The organism is Burkholderia sp. Bp9004 (assembly GCF_003858025.1).
GTDB classification, from domain to species: Bacteria; Pseudomonadota; Gammaproteobacteria; order Burkholderiales; family Burkholderiaceae; genus Burkholderia; species Burkholderia diffusa.
Genome location: NZ_QTQD01000013.1, coordinates 78,999 through 93,127, shown reverse-complemented (window position 1 = coordinate 93,127; position 14,129 = coordinate 78,999). Strand labels below are relative to the sequence as shown.

Annotated in this window: 13 protein-coding genes; 4 read left to right on the top strand and 9 right to left on the bottom strand. The window is 66.0% G+C overall.

The genetic code is table 11. The features are described from left to right. Position 1 precedes the first annotated feature (1 nt). From DIE08_RS16490 to DIE08_RS16480, 3 genes are all read right to left on the bottom strand, one after another. Complete coding sequence (locus tag DIE08_RS16490; protein WP_124627235.1) at positions 2-1,891, bottom strand: amidohydrolase; 1,890 nt, start codon at positions 1,889-1,891, stop codon at positions 2-4. Between the two features lie 19 nt (positions 1,892-1,910). Further along, positions 1,911-2,078, bottom strand: a complete 168-nt coding sequence (locus DIE08_RS16485) for a DUF1427 family protein (protein ID WP_059606194.1) — start codon at positions 2,076-2,078, stop codon at positions 1,911-1,913. A 169-nt stretch (positions 2,079-2,247) separates the two neighbouring features. Further along, positions 2,248-2,934 carry a hydrolase gene (locus DIE08_RS16480; protein WP_124627236.1) on the bottom strand — a complete coding sequence of 229 codons (687 nt, stop codon included), beginning with the start codon at positions 2,932-2,934 and terminating at the stop codon, positions 2,248-2,250. Positions 2,935-3,243: 309 nt separating this feature from the next. Between DIE08_RS16480 and DIE08_RS16475 the strand changes: the two genes are divergently transcribed. Beyond that, on the top strand, positions 3,244-3,513 hold the full coding sequence (locus DIE08_RS16475) for a XapX domain-containing protein (protein ID WP_124627238.1): 270 nt from the start codon (positions 3,244-3,246) through the stop codon (positions 3,511-3,513). Between the two features lie 328 nt (positions 3,514-3,841). Beyond that, positions 3,842-4,750 carry a LysR family transcriptional regulator gene (locus tag DIE08_RS16470; protein ID WP_124902537.1) on the top strand — a complete coding sequence of 303 codons (909 nt, stop codon included), beginning with the start codon at positions 3,842-3,844 and terminating at the stop codon, positions 4,748-4,750. Positions 4,751-4,809: 59 nt separating this feature from the next. Here the strand turns inward: DIE08_RS16470 and DIE08_RS16465 are convergent, their stop codons facing one another. The 3 genes from DIE08_RS16465 to DIE08_RS36220 all read right to left on the bottom strand — a co-directional run bounded on the left by DIE08_RS16465 (position 4,810) and on the right by DIE08_RS36220 (position 8,665). After that, a complete protein-coding gene (locus DIE08_RS16465) occupies positions 4,810-6,273 on the bottom strand; it encodes a mechanosensitive ion channel family protein (RefSeq protein WP_124902536.1) in 1,464 nt (487 codons plus the stop codon). Positions 6,274-6,634: 361 nt separating this feature from the next. Next, the gene (locus DIE08_RS16460; RefSeq protein ID WP_124902535.1) at positions 6,635-8,431 is read right to left on the bottom strand and encodes a winged helix-turn-helix domain-containing protein; all 1,797 of its coding nucleotides are present in this window, start codon (positions 8,429-8,431) and stop codon (positions 6,635-6,637) included. A gap of 99 nt (positions 8,432-8,530) precedes the next feature. After that, positions 8,531-8,665, bottom strand: coding sequence for a hypothetical protein (locus tag DIE08_RS36220; RefSeq protein ID WP_260436532.1), 135 nt, complete (start codon positions 8,663-8,665; stop codon positions 8,531-8,533). Positions 8,666-8,936: 271 nt separating this feature from the next. On the opposite strand from DIE08_RS36220, the gene DIE08_RS16455 reads away from it, so the two are divergent. Next, positions 8,937-9,578 (top strand): HD domain-containing protein, encoded by a 642-nt coding sequence (locus DIE08_RS16455; protein WP_124902534.1) that lies wholly within the window; start codon positions 8,937-8,939, stop codon positions 9,576-9,578. A 55-nt stretch (positions 9,579-9,633) separates the two neighbouring features. On the opposite strand, the gene DIE08_RS16450 is transcribed toward DIE08_RS16455, so the two are convergent. Both DIE08_RS16450 and DIE08_RS16445 read right to left on the bottom strand, forming a co-directional pair. After that, positions 9,634-10,455, bottom strand: a complete 822-nt coding sequence (locus tag DIE08_RS16450) for an alpha/beta fold hydrolase (protein WP_124902533.1) — start codon at positions 10,453-10,455, stop codon at positions 9,634-9,636. 59 nt (positions 10,456-10,514) lie between these two features. After that, positions 10,515-10,940 (bottom strand): DUF3331 domain-containing protein, encoded by a 426-nt coding sequence (locus tag DIE08_RS16445; protein ID WP_124627248.1) that lies wholly within the window; start codon positions 10,938-10,940, stop codon positions 10,515-10,517. 552 nt (positions 10,941-11,492) lie between these two features. On the opposite strand from DIE08_RS16445, the gene DIE08_RS16440 reads away from it, so the two are divergent. Continuing rightward, a complete protein-coding gene (locus tag DIE08_RS16440) occupies positions 11,493-12,314 on the top strand; it encodes an alpha/beta fold hydrolase (protein ID WP_124902532.1) in 822 nt (273 codons plus the stop codon). Between the two features lie 151 nt (positions 12,315-12,465). Here the strand turns inward: DIE08_RS16440 and DIE08_RS16435 are convergent, their stop codons facing one another. Continuing rightward, positions 12,466-14,046 carry an MFS transporter gene (locus DIE08_RS16435; protein ID WP_124902531.1) on the bottom strand — a complete coding sequence of 527 codons (1,581 nt, stop codon included), beginning with the start codon at positions 14,044-14,046 and terminating at the stop codon, positions 12,466-12,468. Positions 14,047-14,129 lie beyond the last annotated feature (83 nt).

Sequence of the window (14,129 nt, the reverse complement as noted above, 5' to 3'; positions counted from 1 at the left end):
GTCAGATCGCCCAGCACGAACAGCCGAACGCGCCCCAGAAGCCCTTCGCGTCGGACGTCGGCAATGCGCTTGCCCATGCACCCCCGTGCGCATGCTGGTGCACGTTGCAGGCATTCGCGCAACCGCACATCGCTGCGGCCGCCGCCCGTTGCAGCGGTGCGCCGTTGCGCTGCGTCGCGCCCCAGCCGCCATAGCCGCCGTACTCGCGCACGGGCGACCAGTCCGGCATCGCGGGCGGAATCGGCGCGTCGTGCGACGCGAACGGCCCTGCGCCCCATACGATCTTTCCGCCGACCACGGTCAGCAATGCGGTCGTGCCCGCGATGTCGTCCTCGGCGCACGCGAAGAAATCGCGATCCGGGACCACCAGGTCGGCAAGCTGCCCGACGGCCACACGCCCTTTCTTCCCTTCCTCGTTCGAGAACCACGTCACGTATTCGGTCCACATGCGCAGCGCGGTCTCGCGATCGAGCAGGTTGCGCTGCGGATACATGCGCAGGCCGCCGACCGTCTTGCCCGTCACGAGCCACGCGAGCGACACCCACGGGTTGTACGAGGCAACACGCGTCGCGTCGGTGCCGGCCGAAACCTTGAGCCCCTTGCCGAGCATCTTCGCGACGGGCGGCGTTGCTTCAGCCGCCTGCGCACCGTAGCGCTCGACGAAGTATTCGCCCTGGTACGCCATCCGGTGCTGCACCGCGATGCCCCCGCCCAGCGCCGCAATACGATCCATCGATTTTTCGGTGATCGTCTCCGCGTGATCGAAGAACCAGTTCAGCCCTTCCAGCGGGATGTCCTTGTTGACCTTCTCGAACACGTCGAGCGCGCGGCTGATGGTTTCGTCGTAGGTCGCGTGCATGCGCCACGGCCAGCGGTTCTGCGCGAGCACGCGCACGACGCCTTCGAGATCGTCTTCCATCTGCGCCGGCAGGTCCGGACGCGCGACGCGGAAGTCCTCGAAATCCGCCGCCGAGAACACCAGCATTTCGCCCGCGCCGTTGTTGCGGAAATAGTCGGTGCCGTCGTGATACTTGGTGCTCTTCGTCCAGTTCACGAAGTCTTCCTTCTCGGCGTTCGGCTTCTGCGTGAACAGGTTGTACGCGATCCGGATCGTCATCTCGCCCGCATCGTGCAGCTTGCGGATCACTTCGTAATCGTCGGGGTAGTTCTGCGAACCGCCGCCTGCGTCGATCACGCCCGTCACGCCGAGACGGTTCAGTTCGCGCATGAAATGGCGCGTCGAGTTGTACTGGTATTCGAACGGCAGCTTCGGCCCCTTCGCGAGCGTCGCGTAGAGGATCGTCGCGTTCGGGTTCGCGAGCAGCAGGCCCGTCGGGTTGCCCGCGGCATCGCGCAGGATCGTGCCGCCCGGCGGCTCGGGTGTGTCCTTCGTATAGCCGACCACGCGCAGCGCGGCCGCGTTCAGCAGCGCGCGGTCGTACAGGTGCAGGATGAACACCGGCGTATCGGGCGCAGCTGCGTTGAGTTCGTCGATCGTCGGCAGGCGCTTCTCGACGAACTGATGTTCGGTGAAGCCGCCGACCACGCGCACCCACTGCGGCGCGGGCGTGATCGCGACCTGCCGCTTGAGCATGTCCATCGCGACCGCGAGCGAAGGCACGCCGTCCCAGCGCAGCTCCATGTTGTAATTCAGGCCGCCACGAATCACATGGCAGTGGTTATCGATCAGGCCCGGCAGCACGGCGCGGCCCCCGAGGTCGACGACCTTGGTCGCACGGCCGGCCAGCGGCATGACGTCCGCCTCGTTGCCGACCGCGACGAAGCGGCCCGCGGCGATCGCCACCGCCGTCGCGGTGGGGTTTGCGCGGTCGAGAGTCGTGAACCTTCCGTTGTGAAGGATCAGATCCGGTTGGGACTCGGTTGCGGTCATATACATCACCTCGTTTCGGTCAGAAGCCAAAGAGCTGTTTGAGGGTGGGGATAACCTGCACGCCGATCACCATGCCGAGCAGCCCGACCAGGGCAATCAGCGGCGGTGCCGGAGAGCGGACCTTGATTGCGCTGTAAATGACACCGATCAGCAAGCCCGCACCAAGGGAAACCAGATAAGGTTCCATACGATCAATTTCTCGGACAGGTTGGAATGCAGGCCCTAGGTCCTGACAAACGCCTGGCGGACGGCATCGTGAATCGTCACGTTCCACCGTCCGCGTCGACGCATCGCCGAGGCGGCGCGTCCGGATCGAACACGCCGCTTCGGCATCGACAGTCGCTGACTGTCCGCGCTTACTTCGCCGGCACGGCCGGGATCGACTCGTGCGGCGTCGCGGTGCGCGGCGCGGCCTTGTGGACCATCGTGTACGCGTAGTCGACGCCCATGCCGTACGCACCCGAATGTTCCTTGGCGATTGCCATCACGGCGTCATACGTCTCGCGGTGTGCCCAGTCGCGCTGCCACTCGAGCAGGACCTGCTGCCACGTCACCGGCACCACGCCGGCCTGGATCATCCGTTGCATCGCGAAGTCGTGCGCGTCCTTCGACGTGCCGCCCGATGCATCGGCCACCATGTAGATCTCGTAGTCGCCTTCGAGCATCGCGCAGAGCGCGAACGTCGTATTGCAGACTTCGGTCCACAGGCCCGAGACGACCACCTTCTTGCGACCGTTCGCGGCCAGCGCGTCGCGCACCTTCTGGTCATCCCACGAGTTCATCGACGTGCGTTCGAGCGTCTTCTGGTTCGGGAACACGTCGAGCAGTTCGGGATAGGTGTGACCCGAGAAGCTGTCGCTTTCGACGGTCGTGATCGTGGTCGGGATGTTGAATACCTTCGCGGCCTTCGCGAGCCCGACGACGTTGTTCTTCAGCGCCTGACGATCGATCGACTGCACGCCGAATGCCATCTGCGGCTGCTGGTCGATGAAGATCAGCTGGCTGTTATGGGGGGTGAGTACTTCAAGCTTCGGATTGCTCATGGCGGTCATGTCCTTTGACGCGGAGAAAAATTTGCCTGCCTCGCCGGCAAGCGGGAGGCGCCCAATGCGCTGTGCCGGAAGGTTCGCCTGCCAGCCGTTGTCATTCAACACGCGAATCGATGGTAATGCCACTTAATCAATTCTATTAATAAAATCCCTAAATTCAGGCCTTAAAAGATCTTAAAAACCGCAGAATTCAACGGTCACATCAGAAAAGACCTGCTAGGCTATCGAATGAATTCATGCTCGTCTCCGGATCGGTAGTTATCCGTATTTTTCACACGGTTGTCATTCACTTGTCTCTGAATCATGAAGCCGTACATTTCATCGCTGCTTGCCGGAATTCTCGCCGGCGCTGTCTACTACCTGATCGGCGTGCCGTCGCCTGCTCCGCCCACGATCGCGCTGGCCGGCCTGCTGGGCATTCTTGCCGGCGAACAGATCCTGCCGGTCGCACGCCGGATGCTCGGAGGGATTCATCTGAAAACCGCGTGGAACGAGGCGAAGTGCAGCCAGCACATGTTCGGCGCGCTGCCCGGCGCCCAGGCATCCGATGCCGCCGCGAAGAAACCTCAATAGACACCGTCGTACCCCAAGCTGATCGACCGGATTCGCGCAGGCAGATTGGCAGGCCCACCGATCTGCCGACGCCGACGGCACGCGGGTACGCCAAAGCGTGCAGCACACGCGAAGCGCGGCCCCGGTCGGCACGGCTCCCCCCGTGTGCCGACGCTCCGGAAACGGCACACACCACCAATACCGATCGGACGCCGCAACCGCGAGCGGCAATCCTGCGCGGACAGGATGGTGCCCCGGCTGCGATTCACGGACGAATTGTTCCGAATCGTATTGGACTCGGCGGTGCTTGGCGATAACATGGCAGGCCGACGCCCCCGTGGAATTCATCATGAAGCTGTCATTCGAAGCGCTCGAGGCACTGGACGCGATCGACCGCACCGGCACGTTCGCCGAAGCCGCGGAGCTCCTGCACCGCGTACCGTCCGCGCTGACTTATCTCGTACAAAAGCTCGAAAGCGACCTCGACCTCGCACTGTTCGACCGGAGCGGGCGCCGCGCGAAGCTCACGCACGCGGGTCGCGTGGTCGTCGAAGAGGGCCGCCGGCTGCTGCATGCCGCCGAACAGCTCGAGCTCAAGGCGCTGCGTGCCCAGCAAGGCTGGGAAACCGAGGTTCGCATCTGCATCGACGAGATCCTGCCGTTCGAGGCGTTGTGGCCCTACGTGCATACGTTCTACGGACTCGAAATGAACACGCGGCTGCGCCTGTCCACCGAAGTCCTCGGCGGCACCTGGGATGCGCTGATTTCGCGCCGCGCGGATCTCGTCGTCGGCGCGGCGGGCGAGCCACCGGAACTGCCGGACATCGTCGCGCGGCCGATCGGCACGCTCAGGCATGTGTTCGCCGTCGCCCCGACCCATCCGCTCGCGGCGCTGCCCGAACCGCTGTCGATGGCGTCGGTCGTCGAGCATCGCGGCGCCGTCATCAGCGATACCTCTCGCGAACTGCAGCCACGCTCGGTCGCCGTCGACGCCGGGCAGCCGTATCTCGCGGTCCCCACGCTCGCCGCAAAGCTGGCCGCGCAGTGCGAAGGACTCGCGGTGGGCACGCTGCCGGATTGCATCGCGGCACGCGCGATCGCGCAAGGCAAGCTCGTCGCACGCAAGGTGACCGGCATGCGCGACACGACGCATTGCTATATCGCGTGGCGCGGCGACGAGGCCGGACGCGCGTTGCACTGGTGGGTCGATCAGCTCGCCCACCCCGATCTCGTCGACCGCTTCACCGCGCTCGCCTGATTCCGCCGCCCGTCGGCCGCGCCCCTCGGTCGAACGTTTTCCCAAGATCTCCCGCCGCATCAGCCGAACGAATCGTGCAGGCGCTTCATCTCCTTCTCGAGCCATTCGATCAGGTTGAACGACGCGTGCGCCTTCGCGGCCGGCGGGATCATCATCTTTTCCTCGGTCGCGATGTGTTCGGTCAGGGATTCGCACATCAATCGTCCGAGTTCCGGCTTCCTCGCGATCAGCGGCGTCAGGTCGCGGCTGCTCAACTGATAGGCCGTCACCGCGGTCACGGCATAGACACTCGCATGAAGTTGCGTGCCGGCCAGCACGACGGACTGGCCGATCGCGTCGCCGGGCGCCATCCGCCTGACCTCCATGTCGCCCGTCGCGCCCGGCACGAACACCGATGCGACGCCGGACCCGACGATCGTCAGCAGGCGCGTATCGGAGTTCGACGCGTAAATCACCTCCCCTTTGTGGAATACGCGTGACGCCAGCGCGTCGGCCAGCACCGCCAGATCCTCGTCACCGAGTTGCCGGAAGAGTTCGACCGCGCGCAGCAGCCGTTGACCGCGCGACGCCGGCCGGTGCGCCGCGGCCGCTCCGCCAAGCGGGCGCAACGCGATGTCCGCGGCGGCCAGATGCCGATGGGCCAGATCGTAAAGCCGGTTACGCACCGCCACCTTTTTTTGCAGCGCGTCGACGTAACAGACGAGTTCGTATTCGACGGAGTTGGTCCTGAATGCCTTGACGACCGCGACCGGCGCGGGGCTGGCCAGCACGTCGAGCGAACTGGAGGCAGCCCGGTCGAGTGCATCGACGACGATGGCCGGCCGCACTTCCGGATCGATCTCGATCGTCAGCGTCACGCCGTGCACGCTCGGCGGTTCGCTCAGGTTGACGATCGTCGCCTTCGCCGCGGTGCTGTTCGGCACGACGACCAGGTTGCCGAGGCTATTGATCATCTTGGTCGCGCGCCAGTTGCTTTCGACGATCCGCCCTTCCAGCTCGCCGATGGCCACCGTATCGCCCAGGCGAAACGGCTGGGTGGTATTCAGGACGAGGCCCGAGAACACGTCGTTCAGCGTGTTCTGGACGGCCAGGCCCAGGATCACGGCCACCGCGCCCGAAGTCGCGACCAGGCCGCTCAGCGGCAAACCCAGGACATAGCCCAGCGCGGCCACCGCGGCCGCACCGAACACGGCGCCTGCGGCGATGTCATGAAACAGCCGCTGGTTGCGCCACGCGCGCGGCAGCAGCAGATGGTCGAGCATCAGGCTGAACACCAGCGCGCACTGCAGCCACCACGCGACACCGATCGCCTGGATCGCCAGCCGGTCGAACCGGTCGGGCGACGCTGGCACCGCGAGCGGGCTCACGCCGGTTGCGAACAGCACATAGGTCAGCGCGGCGAACGACGCACAGCGCCAGACCGCTTTCGTCGTCGAACGGCCTGGCCCGAGCAACCGCCATGCAACGAGGTCGGCAACGACGATCGGCGCGCCGTAAGCGACCGTGACCGACAGGTTCAGCATGCCGGAACAGGCCGCGTGCGCGTTGCGCGACGGGCGGGGAATCCGCGCGATCGCATGGCGCGCACTACCCGATCCGGCGAGCGGCCGCCGGCAGCGAATCGTGGCGAGAAAAGGCGGACTGGACAGGTTTCATGCGGTAGTCGTTCGATGACGCGCGAAGTCGCGGCGGCAACGCATGTGCCGCTGCCGCCCCGCGCTGGCATTCAGTGGCGTCGCGACATCGATGCTGCGGTGCGAGCCGGCCTGCTGCGCGCACGCCTGCGAATCGCCGACGGTCTCCGTACATGCAATGTAGACGCACCGGCCGGCCCGGTCCTGAGTTCAGGCTGAAACGTTCTGAATTCGCCGGCGGCGCGCGCCGTTACGATTCGCGCGGCGGCAACTCGGCCTCGCCCGCTTCGAACCCGAACGCGTGCACTTCGGACCACGCGTCGTGTACGACGTGCGTCGGCCCCGAGGTATGGGCGAGCGCGGCGGCATAGGCGGCCAGCAGGCGCACGCGCGCATTCTCGCGCGCACGTGTCTCGTCCATGTTCCGCATTGCATCGAGCGCCGCGCGCGCCCGTTCGCGACATTCGTCCACCAGCGACAGGTCGAACAGGCATGGGACCGCGACAGCCGCCAGCGCGACGCCGATGTCCGCATCGCCATTCTGCGAAAATGCCCAGTCGAGCGCCGCGCGCAGATTGCCGAGTTCGCGCCGGATCAGGTCGAGCCGCGATTCGGTCCGCGGCCCGTCGCCGCCACCGCCGGGCGCAAGCCTGAACAACGTATGGAAGTAGTTCGCATGCGCGCGTGCCGCGGCCGCGCATTCGCCGTTGTTCTCGAGCTGCTGCAGCGCATACGCACGCGTCGTAGTCAGCAGCCGGTAGCGCGGTGCGCCGTGCGCGCTCTCGAGGCTCAGCAGCGACTTCGAGACGAGGCCGGCGATCGTGTCGAGCAGGTCCGCATCGGCCAACCCCTTCGTTCCGACGATATCCCGCACCGCGTCGATCGAGAAGCTGTCGCGGAACACGCCGAGCCACCGCAACAGCAGGCGCTCCGCGTCCCCGAGCAAGCGGTAGCTCCAGTCGTACATCGCCTGCAGCGTCTGATGACGCGGCAAGGCCGTACGAAAACCGCCGGTCAGCAACCTGAAATGGTCGTCGAGATGCGCGGCCAGCACATCGATGCCGAGCACGGCCGCGCGTGCCGCTGCCAGTTCGATGGCGAGCGGGAGACCGTCGAGACGACGGCACACCGACGCCATCAGCGCCACACTGCGTTCGTCGAGCGGAAAGCGGGGATCGGCGGCACGCGCGCGCGCCGAGAACAGTTGCACCGCGCTGGCGCTCAGGGTCTGAGCATCGTCGGCGCCTTCGCCAGGGACATCGAGCGGCGGAATCGGACACAGCCGCTCGCCCTGGATACGCAGCGCCTCGCGGCTGGTCGCGAGGACGCGCAATCCGGCATCGGATTCGGTCAATGCGGTCGCGATCTGCGCGGCGGCGTCGAGCAGATGCTCGCAATTGTCGAGCACCAGCAACATCCGGCGGTTCGCCACGCTCGCCAGCACCGCTTCGAGCGTCAGCGATCCGGTCGGCTCCACGATGCCGAACGCACCCGCCAGTGCGTCGGGCACGAATCGCGGACTCGCCACCGTGGCCAGCGACACGAACGCGGCGCCATCCGGAAAGCGCGCCTCGGCCCGCATCGCCGCTTCGAGCGCGACCCGCGTCTTGCCGATGCCGCCCGCCCCGACCAGCGTCACGACGCGCGCAGTGTCGAGCGCCGCAAGGACGTCGGCGACGGTCTGCTCGCGGCCGACGAGCGCCGTCGGCGCGGCCGTCAGCCGCGACGTTGCGGGAGGTGCGGGCGCCGCGCCTTCGGCGTGGCCGCCAACCAGCCGATAGCCGCGCCCCGGCACCGTGACGATCAGGTTCCGGTCGTCGGCGAGCGCCTTGCGCAACGCGGCGATATGCACCTGCAGGTTGTTTTCCTCCACGATCGTGTGCGGCCACACGCGCTGCATGATTTCGTCTTTCGATACCAGTGCGCCGTTCGCACGAATCAGGAGTTCGAGAATTTCGAATGCGCGACTGCCGATACGCAGCAGCTTGCCGTTCGAGCGAATTTCACGTCTGTCGAGAAAAACGTGAAGTGTTCCAATCCGGATCATGGGAATTTTTAATCGATTGCATTCATCGATGCCCTGTCAGAAATGACACCGGTCTGACGGCAATGCTACGGCATTTGTCCGGTCAAATGATTCAAATTATCAGAACTCAAACAGCAAATTTTTTGAATAGATGAATGCCGCGATCGCCACGACGACGTGCCCCGCCCCAACTGGCAAGGCACGACGCACCACGGCAACCTGCATTTTCAATGCGTGAAATAGCCGTTTACTCATGAACCTGTTTCGTAGGATAAAACGGCCGATTGACCGAACTTGATTTCGTAGTCTCGTGAATTGAGATGGCGGTTCGGATGGCTCCCGAGAAAAAAGCCGGTAACAACGACGTGCAAGGCGCAGCGAAATCGATTCCGGCCGTGACGGCCGGTCGGATTTTCCGTTCAGAACGATTCAGGCGCCGCTCAGGACATTCAGCGGCGCGACGCGCGACGATGGTTCCACGGCGCCAGCGTCGAGCGACTGCCGTCACGCCGCGAGGAACACGACCATGGGCAACCGTATCGCCGGCATCCGGATTCCCGATGGCCCGATCGCACGGGAGGCCGCCGCGGCCGTGCGCGCCGGCAAGCCGGAACTCCTGTTCCGGCACGCGATGCGCGTGTTCGCGTTCGCGTCGATCATCGGGCTGCGTCGCGGCATCGCATTCGACGCCGAGCTGCTGTACGTCGCGGCGCTGTTCCATGACTTCGGACTGACGGAGCGCTACCGGCATTCGCGCCGGCGCTACGAAATCGACGGTGCGAATGCCGCGCATGCATTCCTCGGCGGATACGGCGTCGCTGCCGACGATGCGACTGAGGTGTGGCGTGCAATCGCGCTGCACACGACCTTTGGCATTCACCCGTACATGACGCCGTTGACGGCGCTGCTCGGCGCGGGCATCGAGACGGATCTCTTTGCACGCCATTTCGACGAAGTGAGCCGGTCCGAACGTGACGAGATCCTCAACGCGTGGCCACGCGGCCCGTGTTTCAAGGAACTGTTCCTCGAGGCGCTCGCCGCGGGCACCGCGCATCGCCCCGCGACTGCGTTCGGCAACGTCTGCGCCGACGTGCTCGACCGGTGCGACCCGGATTATCGCCGGACGAATTTCTGCGGCCTCGTGCTCGGGTCGAAATGGACGGAGTGAGCCGGCCGGTCGGCCGGGCCCGCTCCGCCACGTCACGGCAGCAACCGCCGTCGAGTCATGCGCGGGCGAACGCCAGCAGCTCGTCATTCAATCGTCGCGCGTGCGTCAGATACAACGCATGCGGCCCGCCCTCGTAGACGCTCAGCATCGCGTGCGGCACGCGCTTCGCCGCGGCGGCGCCCGTGAGCGCGAGCGGCACCGTCTGGTCGTCGTCGCCGTGAATCACGAGCGTCGGCACGTCGAACTTGTCGAGATCCGCCCTGAAATCGGTCTCGGAAAACGCGCCGACGCAATCGAGCGTGCCCTTCAAGCCGCCCTGCAGCGCCATGAAGGACGTCCAGTCGAGCGCGGCGCGCGAGATCGTCGAAGCGGCCCGGTTCGAACCGGTGAACAGCGGCCAGAAGTGCTCGAAGAATGCCGCGCGGTCGGCCATGATGCCCGCGCGGATACCGTCGAACACGGCCACGTCGACACCGTCCGGATGGTCGTCGCGCCGCGCGACCAGCGGCGTCACCGATCCGATCAGGACGGCCTTCGCGATGTGTCGCGTGCCGTGCCGGCCGATGTAGCGGGCCACTTCGCCGCCGCCCATCGAAAAGCCGACGAGCGTCACGTCGCGCAGCCCGAGCGTCTCGATCAGCGTCGCGAGGTCGTCCGCCAGCGTATCGTAGTCGTAGCCCGTCCACGGCTGGCCGGACCGGCCGAAGCCGCGCCGGTCGTAGGCGATGCAGCGAAAGCCGTTCGACGCGAGATGATGCATCTGGACGTCCCACATGTCCGCATTCAACGGCCAGCCGTGAATGAACACGACCGGTCGCCCTGCTCCCCAGTCCTTGTAGTGAATCGAAACGCCGTCGCGTGTCGTGAACGTGCTCATGCGGATTTCTTCCTCAGCGGTGAAAAAGTGGCGGCCGCCAGCCAGGGCCGACGGACGGATCATGAACGGGACAGCCTGGCGATGAACCGCTCCAGTTCGGACGCGAGGATCACCTCCCGGTAGTTCGCGGGGCGCTTCGCGCCGCGCCATTGCGGCTTGTAGATCGCATCGCCCGTGTGAATCGTGATGCCGGTCAGCGCGCAGCGCCCGAGGGCGCGAGACTTTGCGCTGATCCAGCGCTGCTCGTCGTAGCGGCAGCGCGTCGGGTCGCTCCACGAGATCAACACCGACGAATCGGTCTGCCGCTCGGCGGCGACGATCGCGCACCGGCGGCGCGCGCCGCCGCTCGACGCGGGCGGCGCGTCGTCACGATGGCGACGGCGCACGGGGTCCGGGTCGCGAAGATGCGACGGCGCACACCGACTCGCGGCCGGCGACGGGTCGAGCAGCGTCATCACGTGCTCCCAGCGATTGAATTCGTCCATGGCGGCGTACCCAGGCAAGTGGCGAGCGGTCCGGATGTTGCACACCCGCCCGCGTCGCGATCGCCATCCGCCGACGCGGACCGGCACCGACCCGCGACGGGATGACCTGATGCTGACGATAGCGAGCCGCCGCTGAAGAGTCTTTATTCCGGGCTTAAATTTTCTGGCCGGTGCGTTTGCGCGGCATGCGCCGCGACCGGCTTCATGAAAATTCAGCCCGATTTCAGTACATGGCGGATGACCGCGGGATAGGCTCCTGTCGACGTTCGTTCGCTGCCTTCGCGCGCCTGCCGGCCCGCGACCGCGAACGCACGCCGGCTGCCGGCGCGATGGCCGCATGCGGGCAGATCCGAACCATCCATCCAACGCGGCATCGTTCCACCGCACGTTCAAGGAGTTCCCATGCGTCCAGCAGACATCGACGCCGTTCCCTCGGCGCGTCGCCGAGACATGCTGCTTGCCGGCGCGACCGCCGTTGCAGCCGCCGCGCTGCCGGCCGCCGCCGCCGCCGCCCCCAAACACGCCGCTTCCGCCCATCAAGGAGCCCATGCGATGAACACGATCACCACCAAAGACGGTACGCAGATTTACTTCAAGGACTGGGGCAGCGGCCGCCCGGTCGTCTTCTCGCACGGCTGGCCGCTGTGCGCCGACGCGTGGGACTCGCAGATGCTGTTCCTCGTGCAGCACGGCTACCGCGTGATCGCGCACGATCGCCGCGGTCACGGCCGCTCGAGCCAGCCGTCGCAAGGCAACGACATGGACACGTATGCCGACGATCTCGCGGCGCTGATGAATGCGCTCGACCTGCGCGAAGCCACGCTCGTCGGCCACTCCACCGGCGGCGGCGAAGTCGCGCACTACATCGGGCGCCACGGCACGAAGCGTGTGTCGAAGGCCGTGCTGATCGGCGCCGTGCCGCCGCAGATGGTGAAATCGGCGTCCAATCCCGGCGGCCTGCCGATGGACGTGTTCGACGGGATCCGCAAAAACGTCGCCGAGAACCGTTCGCAGTTCTACAAGGATCTCGCCGTGCCGTTCTTCGGCTTCAACCGTCCGAATGCCAAGGTGTCGCAGGGCACGATCGACGCGTTCTGGGCGCAGGGCATGATGGGCGGCATCCATGGCCAGTATCTGTGCGTCAAGGAATTCTCCGAGGTCGACTACACCGACGACCTGAAGAAGATCGACGTCCCGACGCTGATCCTGCACGGCGACGACGACCAGATCGTGCCGATCGACGATTCGGCTCGCCTGTCCGCGAAGATCGTGAAGCACGCGGAGCTCAAGATCATCCCCGGCGGCGCGCACGGGATGTGCGTCGTCGACGCAGACCGGATCAATGCCGAACTGCTCGCGTTTCTGAAAGCCTAAGCGCACGCGTCACCGTACGGCGCGCCCGGCCACCAGGCCGGCGCGTCGTTCAGCAAGTTTCAGGATTTTTCAGGTCGTCGCGATTCCGTTGCGGCGTGCACGATCGCCAGGATCGTCGATGCGGGATATCCGCCGGTCCGGCGTCGGGCGCTTACGGCGCACGCGCCGGCCTGAGCAGCATGCCGATCAGCGCCCCCGCGACCGCGAACGTCATCGCGACACGGAAATTGTCTGCGAGTGCGAGCGTCGTCGCCTGGACGCGGACGGCCCGATCGAGCAACACATAGGCCGCCTGGTCGCCGGTCGCGAAGGTCGCGCCGTGCGACACGAGCGCCGCCGCGCCGGCTCGCAAGCGCTCCAGCGTTTGCGGATCCGACAGTGTGACATGCAGACCGACGAGATTCGAATGGGTAGCCTCCATGATGCGCTGGATCACCGCGATCGACGTCGTGCCGAGTTGCCCGCTCAGCAGGCGCGTCGTCTGCACGACGGCGCCGAACGTCAGCGCGTGCTCGGCCGTCACGTGCTTGCCGAAGAAGAACACGACCGACGTGAGCGCCATCGTCTGACCCAATGCCTGAAGCAGTTGCGACGGGATGAAGTCGGGTTCGGCCCAGACGGGCGTGAGTTGCGCGCCGAGCGCGAACGCGACCGCCACCATCGCAAAGCCAGACACGATCAGCCGGCGCGGATCGACGCGTTGCAGCAGCCACGCCACGCACGGCGCGAACAGCAGTTGCGGCATCGCGATCCAGCGCAGCGTGTCGCCGATCTGCAGCGGGCGCAGCCCGTAGGTGCTCGCGAGAAATGCCGACGGAATGAAGCTCGTGTTGAGCACGGTAAAGCGCACGAGGCCGACGAGCAGGATCAGCAACGCGACGTTGGGCAGCGCGAGGTAGCCGAGATCGAGCCCGGCCCGTCGCGATGCCAGTTCGTGGATCAGGAACGCGGCCACCATCACGATGCCGATGCACAGCAGCGCGACGATCAGCGGCGACTGGAACCAGAACAGCCGCTCGCCCTGATCGAGCGCGATGCACAGGCACGCGAACCCGCCGGCGCCGAGCAGCATGCCGCGCGCGTCGATGCCGGACGCGAGGCGCTTGATCGGCTCGGTGGACAGCGACAGCATCAGGCAGACGATGAACGGCACGGTCAGCAGCGCGTTCTGCCAGAACAGCCAGCGCCAGCTCAGGTGTTCGCTGTACCACCCTTCGAGCGTCGCCGAGAGGTTGAGCGACATCTCGAGGTTCATCGCATACGCGGCGATGCCGAACGGAATCAGCCGTGGCGGCAGCGTGCGGACGACGAACCCGACGGTCAGCGGCACGAACACGCCGGACGCGAAACCGGCCACGCTCTGGAACACGATGAACGTGCCGAAATTCGTGCACAGCGGCAGCACGCTTTCGACGACCAGGAATACCGCGGCACCCGCCAGCAGCACGCGACGCGTGCCGAACACGAAGGCCGCCGCGATCGCGAGCGGCCCGACGAACATCTGCGATGCGATGAACGCGGTGTTGATCCACGCGCCCTCGTCGAAACCGACGCCGAGCGCGCCGCGCACGTCGGCGAGCCCGAGCGACGTGATGCGCGACGTCAAGGTCGAAATGATCGCGCCGAGCAGCACCGCCGCGATCGCGGCGATCGAACGAAACGTCGGTATGTCGGAGGCCGGCGCTGCGGCCGGCGCCGGTGTCGTGCCACCGGGGGCGAACGTGGTGTTCATCGTCGAGCGGCTCCCGCACAAAAGGCTCGCGCAAGCATAGCGCGATGTGACGAATCCCGTCTGTTCCATGGAGTATCCCGATC

Bases quoted from the DNA above. Each gene is read 5' to 3' on its own strand.
- DIE08_RS16490 (WP_124627235.1), bottom strand. From the start codon at position 1,891: ATGACCGCAACCGAGTCCCAACCGGATCTGATCCTTCACAACGGAAGG.
- DIE08_RS16485 (WP_059606194.1), bottom strand. From the start codon at position 2,078: ATGGAACCTTATCTGGTTTCCCTTGGTGCGGGCTTGCTGATCGGTGTC.
- DIE08_RS16480 (WP_124627236.1), bottom strand. From the start codon at position 2,934: ATGAGCAATCCGAAGCTTGAAGTACTCACCCCCCATAACAGCCAGCTG.
- DIE08_RS16475 (WP_124627238.1), top strand. From the start codon at position 3,244: ATGAAGCCGTACATTTCATCGCTGCTTGCCGGAATTCTCGCCGGCGCT.
- DIE08_RS16470 (WP_124902537.1), top strand. From the start codon at position 3,842: ATGAAGCTGTCATTCGAAGCGCTCGAGGCACTGGACGCGATCGACCGC.
- DIE08_RS16465 (WP_124902536.1), bottom strand. From the start codon at position 6,273: ATGCTGAACCTGTCGGTCACGGTCGCTTACGGCGCGCCGATCGTCGTT.
- DIE08_RS16460 (WP_124902535.1), bottom strand. From the start codon at position 8,431: ATGATCCGGATTGGAACACTTCACGTTTTTCTCGACAGACGTGAAATT.
- DIE08_RS36220 (WP_260436532.1), bottom strand. From the start codon at position 8,665: ATGAGTAAACGGCTATTTCACGCATTGAAAATGCAGGTTGCCGTGGTG.
- DIE08_RS16455 (WP_124902534.1), top strand. From the start codon at position 8,937: ATGGGCAACCGTATCGCCGGCATCCGGATTCCCGATGGCCCGATCGCA.
- DIE08_RS16450 (WP_124902533.1), bottom strand. From the start codon at position 10,455: ATGAGCACGTTCACGACACGCGACGGCGTTTCGATTCACTACAAGGAC.
- DIE08_RS16445 (WP_124627248.1), bottom strand. From the start codon at position 10,940: ATGGACGAATTCAATCGCTGGGAGCACGTGATGACGCTGCTCGACCCG.
- DIE08_RS16440 (WP_124902532.1), top strand. From the start codon at position 11,493: ATGAACACGATCACCACCAAAGACGGTACGCAGATTTACTTCAAGGAC.
- DIE08_RS16435 (WP_124902531.1), bottom strand. From the start codon at position 14,046: ATGAACACCACGTTCGCCCCCGGTGGCACGACACCGGCGCCGGCCGCA.